Below are 23,547 nucleotides of genomic sequence, written 5' to 3' on the forward strand. Positions count from 1 at the left end.
CTTGCCACCGCCTGATGCGCGCGTTCCCTCTTCCCTCCGCGCCGGAGAGTACCCTGCGATGCTGTGGGGGACAGGGTGGCGCCGCGTCCGGAATGGCGGCGACGCTTGAAGGCGACTGAATCGTCGCGCCGCCCCCCTTTCGGGACTCCGTCCCGTCCCGGCCCCTGCCGACGCGGCGGCCCCCCTTCGCCGCTGAACGGAGAGGGTTTTACGCCCGGCCCTCACGGGTTCAGCACCCTGAGCGCCGCCTCGTGCAGGCGGGGATCGCCCGCCGCCACGATGCGCCCGCCCCCAGCGGCCGGACCGCCGTCCCATGCCGTGACCCGGCCGCCCGCGCCCTCGATGATCGGGATCAGCGCGACGATGTCGTAGGGCTTCAGGCCCGCCTCGACCACGAGGTCGATCTGCCCCGCCGCCAGCATGCAGTAGGCGTAGCAATCGGCGCCGTAGCGGGACATGCGCACCTGACCCTCCAGGGCCCGGAAGCGCTCTGCCTCCTCGCCGGCCGCGAACAGCCGCGGGTCGGTCGAGGCTAGGATCGCCTGGGCCAGATCCGCGCAGCGGCGGCCGCGCAGGGTGCGGGTCCCCGCGGGCCCCCGCAGGCGGGCGCTGCGCCCGTCGCCGGTGAAGCGCTCGCCGAGATAGGGTTGATGCATCAGGCCGCGCACCGGCACGCCGTTACGGGTCAGCCCGATCAGCGTGCCCCAGGTCGGCAGGCCCGCGATGAAGGCGCGCGTGCCGTCGATCGGGTCGAGCACCCAGACGCACTCGGCGTCGACCCGCTCGGAGCCAAACTCCTCGCCCAGGAGCCCGTGGCTCGGGAATGTCTGGCCGATCATCGCGCGGAGCACGATCTCGGCCGCCCGGTCGGCCTCGGTGACCGGGTCGAACGGCGCGCCTCCGCCAGCCTTGTCGTCGAGGCCGAACTGGGCGCGAAAGAACGGCAGGATCGCCTTGCCGGACGCGTCCGCGAGGTCATCCATGAACCGTCCGAGTTCGACGACGCTCATCGGCTCACTTCCCTGATCGCCCGGATCCCCTCCGGTGCGCGACGAAACCGGGGCCGCCCCCCACCCGTCAAGCCCCCCTCGGCTCATGCCTCCGCCCGCTCCGGCTCGCGGGCTGCCCCCTGGGCAACCGGGACACGGCCCGGTGCGACCTCCGCCTGCGCGGCGGCCAGCACCGCCTCGACGGCCTCGCGCAGCGAGCCGACCTGCCCGTCGGCCTCCATGGCGCCCCCCGCCGTGCGGGCGGCCCGATCGGGCCTGTCGTCCTGTGTCAGCCAAAGGCCGAGGACGACGGGCACGCCGGGCATCCGCCCCTTCAGCCGCCGGATGAGCCGACGCAGGTGTGTCGGCTCGCCGCCGAGTGCCAGGGAGACGAGGCAGGCCATCCGCGCCGGGCCCGGCTCGAACCGACCGATCCGCGCCGAGGCCGCCTCGGAGAACGGGACCGTGCGGACGCCGATGCCGCGCTTCTCCAGGATCTGCGCCAGGATCGCCGCGGCGGCCTCGTCGAGGAAGCCGCGCCCGGACACGCACAGCACCGCGCCCTGGCGCGTCCAGCCCTCCGGCAGGGCGTCCGGGGGCGGGCCCATCGGCGGGGGGCTGCAGGCGCCCTCGCCGCCCTCCCCCACGGCCTCCGTAACGGCGTCGCTCCGGTCGGAGAGGTCGGCGATCAGCTCGCCCAGGACGGTGCGCATCGCGCCCTTCTGGCGGGCTGTGAGCACACCCCGGTCGGCGTCGCGGGCGGCGAGTTCGAGGGCCTTGAGGACGACCTCGTCGTAGTAGGACGAGAGCGAGCAATGCTGCAGGATCAGCTCGGCGTGGCCCATCACCTCCTCGGCGTCGCCCGCCAGGATGCGCTGGTAGAAGTTCTGCACCGGCGTGAGGGCGGGCCGGTCGCCGAACAGCACGTCGAGGAATTCCAGGTGCTCCATGTGGCGTCCCAGCACCACGAGGCAGACGGTGAGCGGCGTCGACAGCAGCAGGCCGACGGGTCCCCACAGCCAGGTCCAGAACAGCGCCGAGACCAGCACCGCGAAGGGCGAGAGCCCGGTGGACTGGCCGTAGACGATCGGCTCGAACACCTGGCCGGTGAGCGGCTCCAGAACGATGAACAGGATCGCCACCGCGATCATCATGTTCCAGCCGGGATCGACCGCTGCGGCGAGCGCCATCGGCAGGATCGCCGAGAGGAACGCGCCGAGATAGGGCACGAACCGCATCAGCGCCGAGAAGATCGCCCAGAGCACCGGGTTGGGCACGCCAATGACGTAGAGGCCGATGCCGATCACGATGCCGAAGGCGGTGTTGAGGGCGAGCTGAACCACGAAGTAGCGGCTCAGCCGGCGTGCCGCGTCGTCGATCGCCACGGTGGTGCGGTGCAGGTCGCTCGAGCCCGCGAGCCGGATCATGCGGTCGCGCAGGTCCTCGCGCTGCATCAGCACGAACAGCAGCACCACGAAGACGATGCCCACCGTGGCCAGAGGCTGAAGGACCGGCCACAGAACGGTGCCGAGCGTCTCCAGCGGCCCCGGCGGGGTCGACGCCACCTCGACCACGATGGGTCTCTGCGCGGGCTTGTCCGGCTCGAGCCCCGGCGCCGGCCCGGGCGGTTGCGGCGAGGGCGGCGTCGTCCGCGCCTCGCCCTGTTCCGGCTCCTTGCCGCCGGCATGGAGCGCCCGGCCGATATTGGCCACGTAGTCGGTGACGTGGCCCACCGGAGATTCGCGCAGGCCCTCGATCTTGCGCTCGACGGTGGCGCGATAGCGCGGGATATCGCCCGCGAGATCGGCCGCCTGGATGCCGATCAGGGTCGCCATGGCGGCGACGATCCCGAGGGTCATCAGGACGCTCACGCCCACCGCGACCAGCCGCGGCAGGCGCAGCCGGCGCAGGCGGTTCACCAGCGGCGTCAGCACGAAGGTCAGGAGCAGCGCGATCGCGATCGGGATGAAGATCTCGCGGCCGAAGTAGAGAACCGCGATGATGGTGGCGCCGACCACGATCGGCGACGCCATCGCGGCGCGCGGGGTCTCGGCCGCAACCACGCGCGTCGCACGCGGCGAAACCGGCGGCCTAGCAGACTGTGCCGCCGCCGGTTGTCCCCCGACCGGGGTGTTCGTGCCCATTCCGTGATCCGCGCCCCGAACGCCACGCGCGGGCGCCGCCGGGGGTCGCGGAGGGCCTCGCGGACGGGGAACGGCACGGGGCCGGAAAACGATCCCGCAGACCCGGCCGCCGAAGCGTCCGGGAAGCGCGGGGACGCGTCAGGCCCCCTGCACGCCGGCCCGTGCTACTTCGCCCGCGTCCTTCAGCTCGGGCAGTGACCAGCACATCTGCAGCACGCGGCGGGCCTGCGCGTCCGGAAGCACGCCCGCGGCGAGATCGGAGAATTTCGCCTCCAGCTGCCTGTCGGACATCGGCGTCTCGACGCTGCCGATCGCGTGCGCGATGAAGCGGTGGAAGGTCCGCCCGTCATTCAGGGTCACGGTCATGTCGACTTGCGCGGCGTCGATGCCGGGGGTGACCACCGGCACCACTTTCTGGCGAAGGGCCACCACGCGCGGATCGTTCACCGCCCGGTCGCTGAACTGCTTCTCGCCGCCCGCCCCCTCGACGAAGGCCACCGCGGCGGCGTGATAGATGCTGAACTTGCCCTCCAGGCCGGTCTTCGGCGCGGTCTTGCCGGTCAGTTCCAGCACCAGAGGGTGAACCTTGAGGTCGACCCGGGCGATGTCCTCCGGCCTGACCTGGTCCTGGTCGCGGATCTGCACGCCCGCGTCGATCGTCGGATGCATGACGATGCCGCAGGCGAAGGGCTTGTAGGTGTTGAGCAGGGCCTCGTAGCGGCTGCCGAGGCCGTCGGTGATCTCGGACCAGTCCTGCTTGGTCGAGATGGTGTTGGCCCAGCCGCGCTTGGCTTCGATCATGCCGTCCGACGAAGTGTAGCCCTTGCCCGCCAGGATCGCGGCGAACAGGCCGTTCGCCGCCGCCCGGCCCGGGTTGAAGCTCTTGTTCATCGAGCCGAAGGATTCGCGCAGGCCGACCGGCTGCGAGGCCGCGAGACCGAACGCGTAGACCATCTGCTGCTCGGTGAGCCCCATCAGCTTGCCGGCCGCAGCGGCGGCGCCAAACGGCCCGCAGGTGCCGGTGATGTGCCAGCCGGCATCGTAGTGGTTCGGATAGACCGCATTGCCGATCCGGCACTCGGTCTCGATCCCGACCACCAGGGCATCGAGGAAGTCCTTTCCGGAGACCGGCTTCATCTCGGCATAGGCCAGGATCGCCGAGGCGACGGGGCCGGCCGGGTGGATGATCGTCTTCAGATGAGTGTCGTCGAAATCGAAGATGTGGCTCGATACGCCGTTCAGGAAGGCGGCGTTCATGATGTCGAACCGCTCGGCCCGGCCGAACAGCCCGGCTTGCGGCGGACCCGAGAAGGGCTGCAGCGCCGAGACCGCGACGTCCACGGTCTCGTGGTGCGATCCGCCGATGGCCACCCCCACCCAGTTGAGCAGGCTGCGCACGCCCTCGCGGCGGACGTTCTCGGGCAGGGTGTCGTAGGACGAGGCCAGGATCCACTCCGCCAGGATCCGCGTCGCCGGCGGTGGCGGCGCTTTCGCGGCGGGCTTGGGCGCGTCGGCGGAATGCGCACCGTCCAGGGCGGGAGCCGCCAGGGCTAGGCCCGCGGCGCCGATGAGCGCACGGCGGTTCAGGGTCATGGCGTCCTCTCGTCTGGGCCTCCGCGCAAAGCGGAGTATTCTGGTCGACACCATACCCGCTGTGGTCGCTGTGCGTCAGCCGCCGGGTTTCACACCATGCGGGCTGAAACCCGCACGCACCAGGACTTGGGCCTTCGGGCCTGGCTCCCTTCGGCCCGGCGCGCCCGTCTCCCTAGCGGAAAGGAGAGCGTGCCTCGTTCACCGAGGTGCGAACATCGCAGTCCGTTCGGGAGTGGGTTGGGGTGAGGGACAGGATTCCAGCGGTGAGGTCATCCCCTTCGTCCGTCCGGACCGGATAAGGAACCCGCGGCCGGATCCGAAACCGCGTCTGTCCCGGTCCCTGGGGCATCCGTCCGCAAGATGGAGCCGGTGTGCCGATATCAAACCAGCACGGGCACCATCTCCTGCTCATCCACACCGAACACCCGCCGATAGCGGGCGATCTCGTCCGCCGGTCCCTGAGCCTTGGTGGGGTTGTCGGAGAGTTTGACGGTGGGGCGCCCGTTCGCCTCCGTCACCTTGCAGACGATCGAGACCGGATCCAGCTTGCCATCGGGCAGAAGGCCGCGGAAATCGTTGGTGAGCAGGGTGCCCCAGCCGTAGCCGATGCGCATGCGCCCGTGGAACCGTGCGTGGATGCGCTCGATCGCCTCGATGTCCAGCCCGTCGGAGAAGATCGCGAGCTTCTCCCGCGGATCGTGTCCGCGATCCTGCCAGAAGCGGATCGCCTCCTCGCCGCCCTCGATCGGGTCCTTCGAGTCAATGCGGATCCCGGTCCAGTCGCTCACCCAGTCGGGGGCGTTCGCCAGGAAGCCGGTCGTGCCGTAGGTGTCGGGCAGGATCACCCGGAGGTTGCCGCCGTAATCCTCCTGCCAGTCGGCCAGCACCGCGTAGGGGGCGGCGGCGAGCGCGGCGTCGTTCTCGGCGAGCGCCGCGTAGACCATCGGCAGCTCGTGGGCGTTCGTGCCCACGGGTTCGACCTCCTGCCGGGCGGCGATCAGGCAGTTCGAGGTGCCCAGAAACGCGCTCCCCAGCCCCTCCGCCATCGCCTGGACGCACCAGTCCTGCCAGAGGAAGCCGTGGCGCCGGCGCGTGCCGAAATCCGCCACCGACAGGTCCGGCAGCTTCTGCAGCCGCTGGATCTTTTCCCAGACCCGGGTCATCGCCCGGGCGTACAGCACCTGCAGGTCCAGCTTGCCGAGGCCGCGCAGCACGGCGCGGGCCCGCAGCTCGTTGAGGATCGCCAGCGCCGGGACCTCCCACATCGTGGTCTCGACCCAGGGACCGTGGAAGGTCAGCTCGTACTGCCCGTCATGGACATCGAGTTCGTATTCGGGGAGCTGGAAGCCTTCGAACCAGGCGACGAATTCGGGGCCCAGGATCCGTCCCTGCCCGCGGAACACGTTGCCGCGCAGCCACGTCACCTCGCCCTTGCTCAGCCGGAGGCTGCGGGCATGGTCGAGCTGCTCGCGTAGGAGTCCCGCATCGACCTCGTCGGCGATGCGGATACGGCGGGTGCGGTTGGTGATCCCGAAGGTGGCGCGGATCTCCGGATGCCGGCGCAGGATCGTCTGCGCCATCAGCAGCTTGTAGAAATCCGTGTCGAGCAGCGACCGTGTGATCGGGTCGATGCGGAAGCTGTGATCGTAGACCCGCTTCGCCAGATCGAGCATCTTCTTGCAACTCTACCGCGCGTTCCGCCGGCGCAGAGCGCATGCCGATCGGTCCTGCGTCAAGACAAAGGGCGGCCCGCCGATCCGGCGCGCCGCCCTCGCTCCCTTCGCGGACAGGTTCCGACGAGGATCAGGCGAGATCGACCTTCTTGGTGTCGGTCTTGGGGCTCTCGCCGGTGAGAGAGGCCTTCACGTAGCCGTAGAGGTGCAGCATCGTGCTGTTGGGGCTGTCCCAGTACTCGCCCTTCTCCGGATGAACGCGGATCAGCGCGACCTCTGGATCGTTCTTGCCATTGGGGAACCAGGTCTTGAGGCTCTCGTTCCACTTGGCGTCGATCTTGGACTGGTCACGCACGATCTCGGCCTTGCCTGCCACCGAGACGTAGGTCTGGCTCGACGTGTCGGAATAGGCCAAGTTGACCTGATTGTCCTTGCTGATCTCGGCGGTCTTGGGCGAGTGCAGCTTGGTGAAGAACCACAGGTCGCCGTTCTCGTCGGCATCGTTGTTCCACATCGGGCGGCTGTTGAGCGTGCCGTCGGAATCGACGGTGGTCATCATGGCGATCTTCACGTCCTTGATCAGCTCGAACAGCTTCTTCGCGCCCTCGTGGTCGCGGTGGTTGCCCTGATGCATCGTCGAAGATCTCCTGGCTTTTCATTCGCGGGCGGCGCGCCTGCCTGGCGTGCCCGACCCGAAAGAGTCTCGACACAACGGACGAGGGCTGCGTTGGTTCAGCCCCGGACGGTCACGCCCGCCGGTCAGACTGGCGTTTGCCGTGCGCGGGGCTACAAGGGGCTCAAATCTCGGGGCTGCGACCGTCGGCGAATACGGCCGGATATGCCTGTCCCGGGTCGCCCCATCAGGAGTCGAGAACCGTGGCCATCACTCGCGACGACGTGCTGAAGGCGTTGGCAAGCGTCACCGTCGACGCCGCCGGCACCACCCTGCCCGGCTCGGGCCGGCTCTCCCAGGTCGTGGTCGATCCCAACAACCGGGTGATGTTCTCGATCCTGGTCGATCCCAGCGAAGCCGAGCGGTTCGAGCCGGTCCGGCGTCAGGCGGAGGGCCGGGTCCTACAGATGGCGGGCGTCTCGGGTGTGTTCGCGAGCCTCACCTCGGAGCGCGGCCCCGGCATGCCGGCCCAGAGCGATGCCGCGCCCCGCCCCGTGACGCCGCCGCCGGTGGCCCCGCCACGGCCCGGTGCGCCCCCGAACCAGGGCCCGCAGATCGCGGGCGTGCGCCACATCGTGGCGGTCGCCTCCGGCAAGGGCGGCGTCGGCAAGTCTACCACCGCCTGCAACCTCGCCCTTGCCCTCCAGGCGCAGGGCCTGAAGGTCGGCCTGCTCGATGCCGACATCTACGGGCCGTCCGTGCCGAAGCTGTTCGGCCTGTCGGGCAAGCCGAATGTGGTCGACAACAAGGCCATGGAGCCGATGGTCGGCTACGGCCTGAAGGTCATGTCGATCGGCTTCCTGATCGAGCCCGAGACGGCGATGATCTGGCGCGGGCCGATGGTGCAGTCGGCCATCACCCAGATGCTGCGCGACGTGATCTGGGGCGAACTCGACGTGCTCGTGGTCGACATGCCGCCCGGCACCGGCGACGCGCAACTGACCATGGCGCAGGCGACGCCGCTGTCGGGCGCCGTCATCGTCTCGACACCCCAGGACCTCGCGCTGATCGATGCCCGCCGGGGCGTGACCATGTTCAAGAAGGTCGCGGTCCCGATCCTCGGGGTGATCGAGAACATGGCGACCTTCGTCTGCCCGAATTGCGGCCACGCCTCGCACATCTTCGGGCATGGCGGCGCCCGGATCGAGGCGCAGCGCCTCGGCGTGCCGTTCCTCGGCGAGGTGCCGCTCGACATGACCATCCGGGAGACCTCGGATTCCGGTCGGCCCGTGGTGGCGACCGATCCCGATGGGCCGCACGCCCGGATCTATCGCGAGATCGCCGCCAAGCTCTGGGCGAACCTGTCCGGCGCGCCGGCCGGACGCACCGCGCCGAAGATCGTCATCGAGTGAGGCCATGCCGTCGCCGGCCACGCCCCCACGGGTTCTGGGCCTGATCCTGGCCGGCGGCTTGGCGCGGCGGATGGGCGGGGGCGACAAGCCCCTGCTCAGGCTCGGCGGACGTACGCTGCTCGATCGGATCGCAGAGAGGCTCGCGCCGCAATGCGGCGCGGGCTTGGTCCTCAGCGCCAACGGCGACCCCGCGCGGTTCGCGGATTTCCCGGGGCCTGTCCTGCCGGATCCCGTGCCGGGCCTTCCGGGGCCGCTCGCGGGGATCCTCGCGGGGCTCGATTTCGCCGCCGGGCACCGTCCGGACGTCACCCACGTGTTGAGCGTGTCGGGGGACGCCCCGTTCCTGCCGGGCGATCTCGCCGTTCGGCTCGTCCGGACGCTCGACGGCGCCACGGTCGCCGTGGCTGCCTCGGGTGGGCGCGAGCACTATACGGTGGCGCTCTGGCCGGTCGTGTTGAGGACGGACCTTCGCAGCACCCTGGTGGAGCGGGGCGAGCGGCGCGTCGGCGCCTTCATGGCGCGCCACGGGACCCGCGCGGTGGCGTGGCCGACCGACCCCATCGACCCGTTCCTGAACGTCAACACGCCCGAGGATCTGGCGGTGGCGGAAGCCGCGACCAGGGCCGCTTGGACCGGCGCTTGAGGGCCGGCCGCCCGCGCTTGGCGAGCGGCCGGCCCCCTGCGAAAGGCCTCAGGCCGCGCCGACCGTCGCCTTCACGATCTTGTCCGGGGAGCGCGGCGGCTCGCCCTTGTTGATCGTGTCGACCACGTCCATGCCCTCCACGACCTTGCCCCAGACCGTGTATTGCTTGTCGAGGAAGCGCGCGTCGTCGAAGCAGATGAAGAACTGCGAGTTCGCCGAGTGCGGGAAGTTGGTCCGCGCCATCGAGCAGGTGCCGCGCACGTGCGGCTCGGCGTTGAACTCGGCCTTCAGGTCGGGCAGCTCCGAGCCACCCGAACCGGTGCCGGTCGGGTCTCCGGTCTGTGCCATGAAGCCGTCGATCACTCGGTGGAACGGCACGCCGTCGTAGAAGCCCTGGGATGCCAGCGTCTTGATGCGCTCGACATGGCCCGGGGCGAGGTCGGGGCGCAGCGCGATCACCACGCGTCCCTTGGTGGTCTCCAGTACGATGGTCTCGTTGTCGGCCATGTGTTCGTCCTTCCTGTTGATGGAACTGTAGCGGCCCGCGCCGCGTCCGGCGAGCGCCCGTGTGGGAATCAGGCCGGCGGGCGGTAGACCAGGCGCAGGGCCACGGGTCGGCCGGCGATCGCCCGGCCGAGGCCCGGGGTGATGCGGGCCGGGGTGCAGTCGGCCAGCGCGTCGAGGGTCGCGTTCACCAGGCTCCGGCGCTGCCCCTGTGCGAACCCGGCCGTGTAGGTGATCCGCGGCGTCCCGATCAGGCTGCCGTCGCGCCGGAGCGACAGCCGCACAGTGATCTCGACGTCGTCGGAGCCGGCGCGCGGCCGGCCGAGACCGGTGGGCGGATGCCAGCAGGCCGCCAGCACCGGATAGAGTTCGGCGAGGGTGTCGGCGGGCGTCGTCGGGGCCTGCGTCACCGGCACCGCGACGGTCCCCCGCAGGGTCTGCGGCAAGCTCAGCGGGTAGCCGGGACCGCCCCCGTACCCATAGTCGTAGCCGCCGTAGAAGTGGCCGCCGTCATAGGCGCCCGCCGCCGCCGGGGCGAGGGCGAGCACCACAAAGGCGGCCTGCCGGCCCCACATCGGCAAGCGTTACTTTGCCTTCTCGGCCAGCGTCATGCGGACGATCTTGTCGGGATCCTGTACCGCGCCGCCGGGGGCGCCGGGGGCGGCCTTCTTGATCTTGTCGAGGGCGTCCAGCCCGTCGGTGACGACGCCCACGATGGTGTACTGGCCGTTCAGGAACGGTGCGTCGCCGAGGCAGATGAAGAACTGCGAATTGGCCGAGTTCGGATCCGACGAGCGCGCCATCCCCACCGTGCCGCGGCGGAACTCGGCCGATCGCGAGAACTCCGCCGGGATGTTCGGCATGCTGGAACCGCCCGTGCCGTTGCCCTTCGGATCCCCGGTCTGAGCCATGAAGCCGTCGATCACCCGGTGGAACTTCAGGCCGTCGTAGAAGCCCTGGCTCACCAGCGTCTTGATCTGCTTGACATGCTTCGGGGCGAGATCCGGCCGCAGCTCGATGGTGATGCGCCCGTCCTTCGTCTCCAGATAGACGGTGTTGGCGTCGGCGGCCCGGGCCGCGGTGACGGATCCGAACGTGAGGGCGAGCGCGAGGAGGGCGTGGCGTCGGTTCATCGGTGTCCTTCCAGTATCAGGCTGTGGCGGCGAAGCGCTGCCGGAGGCGGGCGGCCACCGCCGCGGGCACGAAGGGCGAAACATCCCCGCCCATGCCCGCGATCTGGCGCACCAGCGTCGCGGTGATCGGCCGCGCCTGCGTCGAGGCGGGCAGAAACACGGTCTGCACCTCGGGCGCCATGGCGCCGTTCATTCCGGCGAGCTGCATCTCGTAGTCGAGATCCGTACCGTCGCGCAGACCGCGGATGAAGATCGAGGCGCCGCAGCGCCGGGCCGCCGAGACCGCGAGGTCGTCGAAGGTGGCGATCGCCAAGGTCGCCCCCTCGGACCGGGCCACCGGCCCGCAGGTCTCGGTGAGCAGAGCGGCGCGCTCCTCGGCGGAGAACAGCGGCGCCTTGCCGGGATGTACGCCGATGGCGATCACGAGGTGGTCCACCAGCCGGCAGGCTTGGCGGACCACGTCGAGATGGCCGTTCGTGACCGGATCGAACGAGCCGGCGTAGAGGGCGGTGCGGGTCATCGAGGCCCGCCCTAGAGCATTTTCACGCCGGACGGAACCTCGCGGCCTGATGGACCGGGCGTCACACCTCCTCGGCGCCGCCCTCCTCCTCACCCTCGATGTGCTCCACCGAGACGACCTTCTCGTCCTTGGCGGTGTTGAACACGGTGACACCCTGAGAGGCGCGGCCGACGATCCGGATGTCGTCCACCGGCACGCGGATCAGCTGGCCGCCGTCTGTGACCAGCATGATCTGGTCCGACGCCTCAACGGGGAAGGAGGCGACGAGGCTGCCGTTGCGGGCGTTCACCCGCATGGCCGTGATGCCCTTTCCGCCGCGGCCCGAAGTCCGGTACTCGAACGACGAGGAGCGCTTGCCGAAGCCCCGCTCCGACAGGGTGAGCACGTATTGCTCGGCCGCACCCATCTCGGTGTAGCGCTCGGTCGAGATCGACGCGGCCTCGGCCCCGTCCTCGGCCTCCGCCTCGGCGCCCTCCTCGGCCTCGCCGGTCACGGCGCGGCGCATCTTCAGGTAGCCGGCCCGCTCCTCCGCGGTGGCGTCGAACGCGTTGAGGATCGTCATCGAGATGACGCGGTCGTCCTTGCCCAGCAGGATGCCGCGCACGCCGGTTGAGTCCCGGCCCTTGAACACCCGGACGTCCTCCACGGGGAATCGGATGCACTGGCCCATCGCGGTGGTCAGCAGCACGTTCTGGTCCGGCCGGCAGATCTCGACATGGACGATGTGGTCGCCCGGATCGAGCTTCATGGCGATCTTGCCGTTGCGGTTCACCTGGACGAAGTCCGACAGCTTGTTGCGCCGGACATTGCCGCTCGCGGTGGCGAACATCACGTCCAGCGTCTCCCAGGACGCCTCGTCCTCGGGCAGCGGCATGATCGTGGTGATGCGCTCGGAGGTGTCCTGCAGCTGCAGGATGTTCACCAGCGCCTTTCCGCGGGCGTTCGGGGCGGCCATCGGCAGGCGCCAGACCTTCTCCTTGTAGGCCTGGCCCTGGCTGGAGAAGAACAGAACCGGCGTATGGGTGTTGGCCACGAACAGCCGCGTCACGAAATCCTCGTCGCGGGTCGACATGCCGGAGCGTCCTTTCCCACCCCGGCGCTGGGCCCGGTAGGTCGAGAGCGGCACGCGCTTGACGTAGCCGGCGTGCGACACGGTCACCACCATGTCCTCGCGGGCGATCAGGTCCTCGTCGTCGACGCTCGAATCGTAATCGACGATCTCGGTCCGGCGCGGGGTGGCGAATTGCTGCCGGACCTCGATCAGCTCGTCCTTGACGATCGTCTGGATCCGGGCGCGCGAGCGCAGGATGTCGAGGTAGTCGGCGATCTCGTCGGCCAGCGTCTTCAGCTCGTCGCCGACCTCGTCGCGGCCCAGAGCCGTGAGGCGCTGCAGGCGCAGGTCGAGGATGGCGCGGGCCTGGGTCTCGGACAGGCGATAGGTGCCGTCCTCGGCGACCCGGTGGCGCGGGTCGTCGACGAGCGCGATCAGCGGCGCGATGTCGTGGGCCGGCCAGTCGCGGCCCATCAGGGCCTCGCGGGCCGAGTTCGGGTCCGGCGAGGTGCGGATCAGCCGGATCACCTCGTCGATGTTGGCGACCGCGATGGCCAGCCCGCACAACACGTGCGCGCGCTCCCGGGCCTTGCCCAGCAGGAACTTGGTGCGCCGGGAGACGACCTCCTCGCGGAAGTCCACGAAGGCCTGGAGCAGGTCCTTCAGGTTCATCAGCTCCGGCCGGCCGCCGTTGAGGGCGACCATGTTGCAGCCGAAGGAGGATTGCAGCGGCGTGAACCGGTAGAGCTGGTTGAGCACCACCTCGGCCATGGCGTCGCGCTTGATCTCGACCACGATGCGCATGCCGCTGCGGTCGGATTCGTCGCGCAGGTCCGAGATGCCCTCGACCCGCTTCTCCTTCACCAGCTCGGCGATCTTCTCGACCAGCGTCGCCTTGTTCACCTGATACGGGATCTCGGTGAAGATCAGCGCCTCGCGCTCCTTGCGCAACTCCTCGACATGCGACTTGGCGCGCATGATCACCGAGCCGCGCCCCGTCGCGTAGGCCTGCCGGGTGCCGGCGCGGCCGAGGATCATGCCGCCGGTGGGGAAGTCCGGGCCTGGGACGATCTCGGTGAGCTGCTCGATGGTCAGCCCGGGTTCGTCGATCAGCGCCACGCAGGCGTCGATCAGCTCGCCCAGATTGTGCGGCGGGATGTTGGTCGCCATGCCGACCGCGATGCCGCCGGCGCCGTTGACCAGCAGGTTCGGGAACCGGGCCGGGAGGACTTTGGGCTCCTCCCGCGATTCATCGTAGTTCGGCTGGAAGTCGACGGTGTTCTTGTCGATGTCGGAGAGCAGCGCGGTCGCGGGCTTGGCCAAGCGCGATTCGGTGTAGCGCATAGCCGCCGGCGGATCGCCGTCGACCGAGCCGAAATTGCCCTGCCCGTCGATGAGCATCAGGCGCATGGAGAAGTCCTGCGCCATCCGCACCAAGGCGTCATAGATCGATTGGTCGCCGTGCGGGTGGTAGAGACCGATCACGTCGCCGACGATGCGCGCCGACTTGACGTATTTGCGTTCCGGCAGGTGGCCGGATTCGAAGGCCGAGTACAGGATTCGGCGGTGGACCGGCTTCAGGCCGTCGCGCGCGTCGGGAAGCGCCCGGCTCACGATCACGCTCATCGCGTAATCGAGGTAGGAGCGGCGCATCTCGTCGGTGATGGAGACGGGGCGAATGTCGCTGGCGGGCGGGGCGGCGCCAGTCGGATCGGTCTCGGCCAAGGGGTTATCCGTGATCAGGCCCGGAGGGCGGTGCTGGCGGCTGCCCGGGTGGCGCGCGATGCGCCGAAGCAGCCTCGCGGAACAGCAGTGATATCAGGTGGTTAAATAAGGTTTTCCGCGCCCGCACGCAAGGCCGCGCCCCGAGCCGATGCGGCCGGGACGCGGGTTGGTCTCGATCAGTAGAACGTGACGTGCCGGTGGCCGAGAGGCCGGCGATTCCAGACATGGTGACGGTGCCAATGGTGACGGCGATGCCAGAAATGGCGACGGTGATGCCAATGGCGCCGCCAATGGTGGTGCCGGTGCCAGTGGCGACGGTAGTGCCAGCGGGCCAGCTGCACCGTCGGGGCGGGCGCTGCCGCTTCTGCGGCGGCCGGGACCGGCAGGGGCGCCGCCTGCGCGGGGGCGCTCGCAAATCCCCCGATCAGCGCGGCAAGCAGGACCAGGATAGGCCAGGGTCGCATCGTTTCTCTCCCATGCACGCGCCCGGACGGATCCCGCCGATCCGGGCCGGCGCGACCGTCGCGCCGTCGGCAGGAACCGCCAAGGTCGGCAATCGGTTCGATCCGTCCTGGTACTGTTCCGGTCGAATCGCGCGGCCGATCGTCCTGCATTCGCAAAGATGGTGAATGCCGCTGCCGGCCATTCCGTCGAAACCGTATGACGCCGCAGGCGGCTGCGTCCGCCGGGACCTGCTGTCCCAGATCTCTTGCGTGCGCCTCCGGAAAGCCCAGTTTCGGGGGAGCACCACTCGCCTTCCCTGTCCTTCCGAAGAATCCCCGCACGAGTCACCATGCCGTTCGCGCTTCCCGATACCCTCCGGGCCATCCTGCCGCGCCGCTTCCGCGACCGCCGCCCGCGCGTCGCCGTCGTCCGGCTTTCCGGCACCATCGGGGCGGTCTCGCCGATCCGCCCGGGCCTCTCGATCGGCGGGGTCGCGGGCAGCCTGGAGCGGGCGTTCGCGATGCCCGGGATCAAGGCGGTGGCGATAGTCATCAACTCGCCGGGCGGCTCACCGGCGCAATCGCACCTGATCCACCGCCGCATCCGGGCGCTGGCCGAGGAGAAGCACCTGCCCGTGGTCGCCTTCGTGGAGGATGTGGCGGCATCCGGTGGCTACATGATCGCCTGCGCGGCCGACGAGATCGTCGCCGACCCGACCTCGATCGTCGGATCGATCGGGGTGGTCTCGGCCGGCTTCGGCTTTCACGGATTGCTGGAGAAGCTCGGCGTCGAGCGCCGTGTGCACACCCAGGGCGAGGCGAAATCGATGCTCGACCCGTTCCGGCCCGAGGATCCAGCCGACGTGGAGCGCCTGAAGCGCCTGCAGGCCGACGTCCAGGACCTGTTCACGGACCTCGTCACCACCCGCCGCCCGACCCTGTCCCAGGCGGAGGACCTGTTCACCGGTGCGGTCTGGACGGGGCGGCAGGCGCTCGCGCTCGGCTTGGTCGACGCGCTCGGCGACGTCCGCACGACGATGCGCGCGCGCTTCGGCGAGCAGGTCGACCTGCGGCTCATCGCCGAGGCGCGGGGCGGGCTTCTGTCCCGCCTGCTGCGCCGCGGCGCCCCGGGCGGCATCGCGGCCGGGATCGGGCTGGCCGAGGGCGCGATGGCGGCCATCGAGGAGCGCGCGGCCTTCGCCCGCTACGGACTCTGACGCGCGCCCCGTCTCACTCCCGACCGGCGCGGCGCGCCGAGACCCGGGCCAGGGCGGCGAGATCCTTCTCGCCGTCACCGTGGCTGATCGCCTCGATCAGGCCGTCGCGCAGGACGCTCGCGAACGGCATCGGCACACCCGCGCCCTCCGCCGCCTGGAGCGCAAGCCGCACGTCCTTGGCGCCGAGCTTGAGGCCGAAGCCCGGCGGCTCGTAGCGGTTCTGGGCGATCGAGGCGCCGTAGCCCTTGTAGACCGGCGAGGCGAACAGCGTGTTGGTCATCAGGTCGAGAAAGTCGGCGCCCGCGACCCCGTGGCCCTCCGTGAGGGCGCAGGCCTCGCCCATGGCTTCGATCGCCGAGATCAGCATGAAGTTGCCGGCGAGCTTGACCGCGTTGGCGCGCTCCGGCTCTCGCCCGAAGCGCCACGTCTTGGCTCCCATCGAATCGAACAGCGGCGCCGCGCGGTCGAGCAGGGCGGGCTCGCCGGCCGCCACGATGTTGAGCTTGCCCGCCTCGGCGACGTCCGGCCGCCCGAAGACCGGGGCGGAGACGTAAGGAACGCCCGCCTGGCCGTGCAATGCGGCGAGTTGCTTGGCGAGCGCCACCGAGATCGTGCTCATGCCGATATGCAGGCCGGGGTGCTCGGCCCGGTCGAGCAGGCCGCCCGAGACGATCACCGCCTCCAGGGCCGCGTCGTCGGCCAGCATGGTGATCACCGCCTCACCGGCAAACGCCTCCGCGGCGCTCGCCACCGGGGTCACGCCATCGATGCCCCGAGCACCCTCCGGCGAGCGGTTCCAGGCCCTGACCCGGTGCCCCGCCCGCGCGAGGCTGGCGGCCATGCCCCGGCCCATTCGCCCCATCCCGATGAATCCGACGTCCATGCCGTGCTCCTCGACGCGCTGTGTCGCCGGTCCAAACTGGCCGCGCCCGGCCAAGCGTCAACGGTGACCGCCCTGATTTGCGCCGAGCGCCAAGCGTGGCAAGCTCGACCCATGCTGCGAAACCGCATCACCGACATTCCCGGCCTTCGGGTCGGCCACGCGCGCGATTTGAAGATCGCCAGCGGCGTCACCGCGATCCTGTTCGATGCACCCGTGGTCGCCTCCGTCGACGTGCGCGGCGGCGGCCCGGGCACCCGCGAGACCGACCTGCTCGATCCTGAGCGCACGGTGGAGCGGATCGACGCGCTCGTGCTTTCGGGCGGCTCGGCCTTCGGGCTCGACGCGGCAGCGGGGGTGACGGCCTGGCTCGCCGAGGCCGGGCGCGGCTTTCTCGTGGGTACCATGCGGGTGCCGATCGTGCCCGGGGCGATCCTGTTCGATCTCCTCAACGGCGGCGACAAGGCGTGGGGCCGCTACCCGCCCTATCGCGAGCTGGGTTTCGAGGCCGCCGCCGCCGCGGCCGAAGAGTTCGACCTGGGTTCCGTGGGTGCGGGCACGGGTGCGCGCACCGGAACCCTGAAGGGCGGGATCGGCTCGGCCGCGGCCGCCGTGCCGGGCACCGGCTTCCGGGTCGGGGCGCTCGCGGCCGTCAACGCCTTCGGCTGCGCCACAATCGGCGGCGGCCCGCATTTCTGGGCCGCGCCCTTCGAGGAGGGCGCCGAGTTCGGCGGGCTGGGTTCACCGGGCCGGGTGTCCGCCGACGCCCTCGCGTTCCCGGCCCGGGCTTTGCCGGGCGCGGCCACGACCCTGGCGGTGGTGGCGACCGATGCCGCGCTCACCAAGGCGCAGTGCCGGCGCCTCGCGGTCGCGGCGCAGGACGGTCTGGCCCGCGCCCTCGTGCCGGCACACACGCCCCTCGACGGTGACCTCGTCTTCGCGGTGGCGACCGGCGCCGTGCCCCTGGCCGACTCGGTGACGGACCTCGCGCGCCTCGGCGACACCGCCGCACGGGTGCTGGCGCGGAGCGTGGCGATCGGGGTTTTCTCCGCCGCCAGCCTGCCGGGTTTGCCGCCGTCGCAGCCGCTCTCCGTGATGGGCCTGCCGCCGTCCTGGCGCGATCGCTTTGGAGGGGGCTGAGATCGGCGCCGGCTTTCGAGGAACCGCCCTGGAGGGCACCGTCAGGCTGGCCGTAGGCGAAAGGATCGTCCCAAGAAGGCCAGTGATTTCTCAGAGCCATTCCGCCATCCGTGATGCGGATGGCGCCTGTGTAGACCGCCGCGCCTTTCCGGGGCGCCGCAGGCGAGCCCGAAATCCAGAGCCGCCGACGGTGCAAGGCGTCGATATGTCGGCGTATCTAGATCCCTGGCTCCGCTTGGCGGCCCCGGGATGACGGGGTGGATGAGCGGGCATCCAGGGCAACACGCAGTCGCCGTACGGGGCGTGCCCCCGGAGCGCGTCCCTGCGCTCGCGATGACGACGCGCGGGACGACAGGCCGAGCTAGTGAGCCTGAAACCGTATCACACCTCTCCGCGGGCATCCTCGATCAGCTGCGCCAGCCCGGCATCGACCTCATCGGCGAGCATCTTGCGCTCGGCTTCCGTGAGGTCCTTGGCCCAGAGGCCGCCGCCAAAACCCTCGGTGCAGCGCGCCCGCTCGGAGGCGATGTAGGCCTCGGTCTCGGCCGGGCGGGTGCGCATGGCGTGGACGAGCCCGAACCACGCTGCCCGTTCGACCACCGCCAAGCGGGCGCGCAGGCGAATCGCCACGGCCTTGTCCGGATCGATCCCATCGTCGCTCATGGTCTGTCTCCCACGTCGTTCTCGGCAAGCCGTTCGATCAAGCCCTGCAGCCGTCCCGGGACCGGCTCGGCGGCCGAGCGGGCGTAGAGCACGCGCAGCTGCCGCCCGATCTCGGCCAGGCTCATGGATCCCTTGGCGATCACCCGGTCCGCCTGCGCGCCGAGGCTCGCCTTCTCGGCGGTGGTGATCTCCTTCGCGGTAAGTACCACCACCGGCACATCGCCGTCCGGCCGGGCGCGCAGCGCCCGCAGGAAGCCGAACCCATCCATCTCCGGCATCATCAGGTCGAGCAGAATCAGGCTCGGCCGCGCCAGACTGATGCGCTCCAGGGCGATGCGGCCGTTCTCCGCCTCGTCGACGGTCCAGCCCTCGCGGCCGAGCGAGCGGCGCAGGCGCTCGCGCGCGTCCGGATCGTCGTCGACCACCAGAACGCGAGCCTCCCCGGGGTCCTCCGGGCGGTAGCGCTCCATCAGGCCCTTGAGCCGGTCCCAGTCGATCGGCTTGACGAAGTAGTCGGTGGCGCCGAGCGCCTGGCCGAGACCCTGCTCGGCCACCACCGAGGTCATGATCACCGGCGTCCCGGCCAGATCGGGATCGTTGCGCACGGCGTGCAGCACCGCCCAGCCGTCCATGCGCGGCATCTCGACGTCGAGCAGGATCGCCCGCGGCCTGAGGGCCCGGGCCAGGGTGAGCCCGGCGCGTCCGTCATTGGCGGTGCGGACATGAAAACCCTCGCGCTCGAGGAAGCGCTGGAGCAGCTCGCGGGCGGCCGGATCGTCATCCACGAGCAGCACGGTCTCGTGCTGCTCGTGCGGCTCGACCGACGCCGCGGCCTCGGGGGCCTCCGGCTGCTCGTCCTCGGGCTTGAGCATCGCGGGCAGGCGGATCGTGAAGGTCGCGCCCTCCCCCTGGGTGCTGGCGACGGTGATGTCGCCGCCCATGGTCCGGCAGAAGGCGCGCGTGATGGCAAGCCCGAGGCCGGTGCCGCCGAACTGGCGCGTGGTCGAATCGTCCGCCTGCACGAACCGCTCGAACAGGCGCCCGATCTGCTCCTCGGTGAGGCCGATGCCGGTATCGCTCACGGCGAAGGACAGCCAGTCCGCCTCCGCCTCCCGGTGGCGGCGGACCGTCAGGGTGATCGTGCCGGTCTCGGTGAACTTCGCGGCATTGCCGATCAGGTTGACGAGGCACTGGCGGATCTTGGTCTGGTCCTGGTGCATGGACCCCAGTTCGGCGCCTTCTGCCTCCCCGGCGTCGATGACGAAGCGGTTGCCCTTTTTCTCCACCAGGGAACCGGTCGCGTCGCCGACATCTCGGAGCAGGTCCGAGACCGAGAAGGTCTCGGCCGAGGCGGTCATGCGCCCGGCCTCGATCTTCGAGATGTCGAGCACGTCGTTGATCAGCGACAGCAGGTGCCGGGCCGCCGCCTCGATCTTGCGCAGGTCCGGCAGCAGGGCGGCTTGGCCGATATCCTCGAGCTCCTCGCCGAGCATCTCCGAATAGCCGATCACCGCCGAGAGCGGCGTGCGCAGCTCGTGGCTCATGTTGGCGATGAACTGGCTCTTGGCCCGGTTGGCCGCCTCCGCCGCCTGCCGGGCGCGCTCCACCGCTTCCTCGGCCTCCTTGCGCTCGGTGACGTCGACGCAGGTGCCGACCCATTCACGCAGCGTCCCGTCCTCGGCGAGCACGGGCACGCCGCGCACCTCCATGGCCCGCCACGCCCCGTCGTACCGGCGCAGGCGGTACTCGACCTCGTAGGGTTTGCGCTCCTCGACGCAGGCCGCCCAGGCATCGGCCGCATGGGCCCGGTCGTCGGGATGGACCGCGTCGACCCAGCCCCAGCCCTGGTAGGCTTCCTCGCTCTGGCCGGTATAGGTGCTCCAGCGGATCTGCGGCGGCATCAGCTCGCCGGCCGCATTGGTGTTCCAGATCACCGCCGCGGAGGCGTCGACCAGCGCCCGGAAGCGCTGCTCGGAATGGCGCAGGCGCTCCTCGATGCCGCGGCGGCGCGAGACGTCGGTGTTGGTGCCGTACCAGCGCAGGATCCGCCCCGAGGCATCCCGGTGCGGCATCGCCTTCGATAGGAACCAGCGATAGATGCCGTCCCGGCCACGCAGCGGGAACGTGTCCTCCCAGGATTGCCCCAATGCGATCGCCGCCCGGAAGCGCTCGGTCGCCGCCTCCACGTGATCAGGGTGGTGGACCTTGCGCCAACCCCAGCCGTGCATCTCCTCCAAGGTGGTGCCGGTGTAATCGTACCAGCGCCGGTTGTACCAGACGATGGTCCCGTCGGCCTCGGCGATCCAGGCGAGCTGCGGCAGCGTCTCGGCGAGGTTCCTGTAGTCGGCGTCGGTGACGACGTCCTTGCCGCCCTCGGTTTCGCTCATCGGCCAGCCGGTGCCCCGTCGCCCGCCTCCCGGCGGCGCATCGGGATGCCTTATACACGCATCGCGCCCGTATCCGACCGCACCTCAACCACAGGCTCGGCCGGCCGCCGGCCGCGCAGGGCATCGACGGTGTAGAGGGCGAGCGCCACCCAGATCATGGCGAACATCGCGGCCCGGTGCGGCTCCACGCGCTCGCCGTAGGCCAGCACGCTCAGGCCGAGCAGGCAGGTCGGGGCGACGTATTGCAGCAAGCCGAGGGTGGTGAGCCGCAGGCGTACGGCGGCGGCGGCGAACCAGATCAGCGGAAGCGCCGTGGTGACGCCCGTGAGCATCAGGAGGGCGAGGTTCGCGGGCCCGGCCGGCAGGAACGGCTCGGGCGAGAGGACGAGCCACCCGATCGCCGCCGGCAGGAGCAGCAGCGTCTCGGCCAGGAAGCCCACAAGGGCGTCGACCCCGGCGATCTTCCGCGCGAGCCCGTAGAGCGCGAAGCTCACCGCGAGGGACAGCGACATGACCGGCAACTCGCCCGCCCAGGCCACCGCGACCGCGACGCCCGCCGCGGCGATTCCGACCGCCACGGCCTGCATCGGCCGCAGCCGCTCGCCGAGCACCACCCGCCCGAGCGCCACGCTGACCAGAGGATTGATGTAGTAGCCGAGGCTCGCGTCGAGCAGATGCCCGCGGTTCACGGCGTTGAGGTAGAGCAGCCAGTTCACGCCGATCATCGCGGCCGAGAGGACCAGCAGGGCATGGCGCCGGTGCAGGGGCAGCGGCAGGCGCAGGCGCTTGCGCCAGGCCAGCCCCAGGGCGAGCACGGCCGCGAACAGGCTCGACCAGACGATCCGCTCGGCCAGGATGTGGTTCGGGCTGAAGGCGGCGAGCATCCGGAAATGCACCGGGACCAGCAGGCCCCAGCTCAGGTAGGCGGCGAGCGCGTAGACGAGGCCCACGATGTCCTCCCGGTCGACCCGGATGGGCGGACCGGGCGGGGTCCTTTAGGACGGGTGGCGCGCGCCCGTCAGGGGGGACGGCGCAGGGCTGCCATCCCGGATGGCCCCGGTGGTCATGCGGCCCGGATCGTCGCGAGGAAGCGGTCGACCTCGCCGCTGAGCTGCTCGGACTGGCGCGCCAGCTCGGTCGCCGATTCCAGGACCTGGCCCGCGGCCGCGCCGGTCTCCTCGGCGGCCGTCGCCACTCCGACGATGTTGGCGGTGACCTCGCTCGTGCCGGTGGAGGCCTGGGCGACGTTGCGCACAATCTCCTGGGTGGCCGCGCCCTGCTCCTCGACCGCCGCGGCGATCGTGGTCGCGACGGATTCGATCTCGCGGATGCGCGCGGTGATCGCGCCGATCACCGCGACGGCCTGACCGGTTGAGGCCTGGATCTGGCCGATCTGATCCGCAACCTCATCGGTCGCCCGGGCGGTCTGGTTGGCCAGCTCCTTGACCTCGGCGGCCACGACCGCGAAGCCGCGGCCAGCTTCGCCGGCGCGTGCCGCCTCGATGGTGGCGTTGAGCGCCAACAGGTTGGTCTGGGCGGCGATGTTGGTGATCAGGCCGACCACGTCGCCGACCTTGGCGGCGGCGGCGCTGAGGTCCTGCACGAGGGCCGCGGTCCGGTCGGCCTCCGAGACGGCGCTCTGCGCGAGCCGGGCCGACCCGTCGACCTGCCGGCCGATCTCGCGGACGGAGGAGCCGAGTTCCTCGGCGGCGCTCGCCACGGTGTTGACGTTGGAGGCGGCCTCCTCGGCGGCGGCCGCCACGGTGGTGGACTGGCTGGCGGTCTGGGTCGCGGTGGCGGTCATGGTCTGGGCCGTCGCCTGCAGCTCCGTGGCGGAGGAGGAGACCACCCCGATGATGCGGCCGACGGTGCCCTGGAAGCGGTCGGCGAGTTCCAGCATGGTCCGGCGGCGCGACTGCGCGGCCGCCCCGTCGGCGAGCCGCTGGACCTCGGCCTGCTCGGCGGCCTTCTGGGCGACCATCGCCTTGATGCCTTCCACGGCCTTGCCGATCGTGCCGATCTCGTCGCCGCGCCGGGCCTCGGCGATGTCGGCATCGATCTCCCCGGCTGCCATGCGCCTCAGCACGTCCGCCAGCCGGCGGATCGGCCGCGTGACGCCGAAAACCACGACCAGGATGCCGCCGAGGATGCCCGCGGCGATGCCGGCGAGCGACGTGGTCAGCAGCATGGTGCGTGTCTCATTGGTCTCGACGGTCATCGCGTCGGACCGCTTCTGGACCGCAGCATCGATGTCGTCCACGAGCGCACGGACGCTCGCGCTAAGGTCATTCTGAAGGGGGTCTGCCGTCAGGTGTGCCAGCGACAGGGCCTCGGCACCCAAGCCCTTGTCGGCGAGGTCACGCATGTCGCCGACGATCCTGACATAGGCGTCGAGTTGCGCCGCGACTCGGTCGATGCGCTCACGAAAGGCTGGCGACTCCCGGCGAGCGCCGTCGAGCAGCTTCGCGGCCTCCGGCACAAATGTGTCGAGGGTGCTTCCGACGCGCCTCCCGTCGGCCGTGCCGGCTTCGGCCAGGGCGCGGAAGGCGACGTAGCCGAGCTGGCTGACGACACGGTTCAGGCGCGCCATCTTCACGACCGCCCGGGCCTCCTGCTCAAGCAGGACCGTATACGAAGCGTCAATGTCCGAGATTTTATTGGATGTGTATAAAGCGCAACCAACGAATATTGTGCTGATGAGAGCAATGACCGTTACAAGCTTCGATGGAATACTCGCATGAGAGATGAATTTCATGGCCGCACCTGCGTATCGCGATAGACGTCGCGTCCGCATAGCCTATGTTAATTTATCATCGC

Annotated in this window: 20 protein-coding genes; 4 read left to right on the forward strand and 16 right to left on the reverse strand. The window is 70.3% G+C overall.

What is annotated here, in order from left to right; all coding sequences use genetic code 11:
• Positions 1-221: 221 nt before the first annotated feature.
• The 5 genes from hisN to Q8W67_RS07975 all read right to left on the reverse strand — a co-directional run bounded on the left by hisN (position 222) and on the right by Q8W67_RS07975 (position 7,033).
• Positions 222-1,010, reverse strand: a complete 789-nt coding sequence (gene hisN / locus Q8W67_RS07955; RefSeq protein ID WP_305543327.1) for a histidinol-phosphatase — start codon at positions 1,008-1,010, stop codon at positions 222-224.
• 83 nt (positions 1,011-1,093) lie between these two features.
• The gene (locus Q8W67_RS07960) at positions 1,094-3,133 is read right to left on the reverse strand and encodes an AI-2E family transporter (protein WP_305543330.1); all 2,040 of its coding nucleotides are present in this window, start codon (positions 3,131-3,133) and stop codon (positions 1,094-1,096) included.
• A gap of 138 nt (positions 3,134-3,271) precedes the next feature.
• Positions 3,272-4,726, reverse strand: a complete 1,455-nt coding sequence (locus Q8W67_RS07965) for an MmgE/PrpD family protein (protein WP_305543333.1) — start codon at positions 4,724-4,726, stop codon at positions 3,272-3,274.
• Between the two features lie 380 nt (positions 4,727-5,106).
• The gene (locus Q8W67_RS07970) at positions 5,107-6,399 is read right to left on the reverse strand and encodes a nicotinate phosphoribosyltransferase (protein WP_305543336.1); all 1,293 of its coding nucleotides are present in this window, start codon (positions 6,397-6,399) and stop codon (positions 5,107-5,109) included.
• Positions 6,400-6,529: 130 nt separating this feature from the next.
• On the reverse strand, positions 6,530-7,033 hold the full coding sequence (locus Q8W67_RS07975) for a pyridoxamine 5'-phosphate oxidase family protein (RefSeq protein ID WP_305543339.1): 504 nt from the start codon (positions 7,031-7,033) through the stop codon (positions 6,530-6,532).
• A gap of 242 nt (positions 7,034-7,275) precedes the next feature.
• On the opposite strand from Q8W67_RS07975, the gene apbC reads away from it, so the two are divergent.
• Both apbC and mobA read left to right on the forward strand, forming a co-directional pair.
• Positions 7,276-8,424 carry an iron-sulfur cluster carrier protein ApbC gene (apbC, locus tag Q8W67_RS07980; protein WP_305543342.1) on the forward strand — a complete coding sequence of 383 codons (1,149 nt, stop codon included), beginning with the start codon at positions 7,276-7,278 and terminating at the stop codon, positions 8,422-8,424.
• A gap of 4 nt (positions 8,425-8,428) precedes the next feature.
• Entirely contained in the window at positions 8,429-9,067 is a 639-nt protein-coding gene (mobA, locus tag Q8W67_RS07985; RefSeq protein ID WP_305543346.1) for a molybdenum cofactor guanylyltransferase MobA, read from the forward strand.
• 48 nt (positions 9,068-9,115) lie between these two features.
• On the opposite strand, the gene Q8W67_RS07990 is transcribed toward mobA, so the two are convergent.
• The 6 genes from Q8W67_RS07990 to Q8W67_RS08015 all read right to left on the reverse strand — a co-directional run bounded on the left by Q8W67_RS07990 (position 9,116) and on the right by Q8W67_RS08015 (position 14,464).
• A complete protein-coding gene (locus Q8W67_RS07990) occupies positions 9,116-9,574 on the reverse strand; it encodes a peptidylprolyl isomerase (protein ID WP_305543357.1) in 459 nt (152 codons plus the stop codon).
• 68 nt (positions 9,575-9,642) lie between these two features.
• Positions 9,643-10,146, reverse strand: coding sequence for a hypothetical protein (locus Q8W67_RS07995; protein ID WP_305543567.1), 504 nt, complete (start codon positions 10,144-10,146; stop codon positions 9,643-9,645).
• Positions 10,147-10,155: 9 nt separating this feature from the next.
• On the reverse strand, positions 10,156-10,704 hold the full coding sequence (locus Q8W67_RS08000) for a peptidylprolyl isomerase (RefSeq protein WP_305543360.1): 549 nt from the start codon (positions 10,702-10,704) through the stop codon (positions 10,156-10,158).
• A gap of 16 nt (positions 10,705-10,720) precedes the next feature.
• A complete protein-coding gene (coaD, locus tag Q8W67_RS08005) occupies positions 10,721-11,224 on the reverse strand; it encodes a pantetheine-phosphate adenylyltransferase (protein ID WP_305543363.1) in 504 nt (167 codons plus the stop codon).
• 61 nt (positions 11,225-11,285) lie between these two features.
• Complete coding sequence (gene gyrA / locus Q8W67_RS08010; protein WP_305543365.1) at positions 11,286-14,000, reverse strand: DNA gyrase subunit A; 2,715 nt, start codon at positions 13,998-14,000, stop codon at positions 11,286-11,288.
• A 176-nt stretch (positions 14,001-14,176) separates the two neighbouring features.
• On the reverse strand, positions 14,177-14,464 hold the full coding sequence (locus Q8W67_RS08015; protein ID WP_305543368.1) for a hypothetical protein: 288 nt from the start codon (positions 14,462-14,464) through the stop codon (positions 14,177-14,179).
• 329 nt (positions 14,465-14,793) lie between these two features.
• Between Q8W67_RS08015 and Q8W67_RS08020 the strand changes: the two genes are divergently transcribed.
• On the forward strand, positions 14,794-15,660 hold the full coding sequence (locus Q8W67_RS08020) for a S49 family peptidase (RefSeq protein ID WP_305543371.1): 867 nt from the start codon (positions 14,794-14,796) through the stop codon (positions 15,658-15,660).
• Between the two features lie 13 nt (positions 15,661-15,673).
• Here Q8W67_RS08020 and Q8W67_RS08025 read toward each other — a convergent pair whose 3' ends face one another.
• The gene (locus Q8W67_RS08025; protein WP_305543374.1) at positions 15,674-16,543 is read right to left on the reverse strand and encodes an NAD(P)-dependent oxidoreductase; all 870 of its coding nucleotides are present in this window, start codon (positions 16,541-16,543) and stop codon (positions 15,674-15,676) included.
• Positions 16,544-16,654: 111 nt separating this feature from the next.
• Here Q8W67_RS08025 and Q8W67_RS08030 point away from each other — a divergent pair, with 111 nt between their 5' ends.
• Positions 16,655-17,680, forward strand: coding sequence for a P1 family peptidase (locus Q8W67_RS08030; RefSeq protein ID WP_305543376.1), 1,026 nt, complete (start codon positions 16,655-16,657; stop codon positions 17,678-17,680).
• 381 nt (positions 17,681-18,061) lie between these two features.
• On the opposite strand, the gene Q8W67_RS08035 is transcribed toward Q8W67_RS08030, so the two are convergent.
• The 4 genes from Q8W67_RS08035 to Q8W67_RS08050 all read right to left on the reverse strand — a co-directional run bounded on the left by Q8W67_RS08035 (position 18,062) and on the right by Q8W67_RS08050 (position 23,485).
• Positions 18,062-18,343, reverse strand: a complete 282-nt coding sequence (locus Q8W67_RS08035) for a hypothetical protein (RefSeq protein WP_305543379.1) — start codon at positions 18,341-18,343, stop codon at positions 18,062-18,064.
• Entirely contained in the window at positions 18,340-20,730 is a 2,391-nt protein-coding gene (locus tag Q8W67_RS08040) for a response regulator (RefSeq protein WP_305543382.1), read from the reverse strand. The genes Q8W67_RS08035 and Q8W67_RS08040 overlap by 4 nt, the downstream gene beginning before the upstream one ends.
• 50 nt (positions 20,731-20,780) lie before the next feature.
• Positions 20,781-21,680: an EamA family transporter RarD gene (gene rarD, locus Q8W67_RS08045; protein WP_305543385.1), complete on the reverse strand. Its 900-nt coding sequence runs from the start codon at positions 21,678-21,680 to the stop codon at positions 20,781-20,783.
• Positions 21,681-21,793: 113 nt separating this feature from the next.
• On the reverse strand, positions 21,794-23,485 hold the full coding sequence (locus Q8W67_RS08050) for a methyl-accepting chemotaxis protein (RefSeq protein WP_305543388.1): 1,692 nt from the start codon (positions 23,483-23,485) through the stop codon (positions 21,794-21,796).
• Between the last annotated feature and the right edge of the window lie 62 nt (positions 23,486-23,547).

Origin of the sequence: Methylobacterium sp. NEAU K, assembly GCF_030700285.1 — a bacterium.
In the GTDB taxonomy this organism is placed as follows: Bacteria; Pseudomonadota; Alphaproteobacteria; order Rhizobiales; family Beijerinckiaceae; genus Methylobacterium.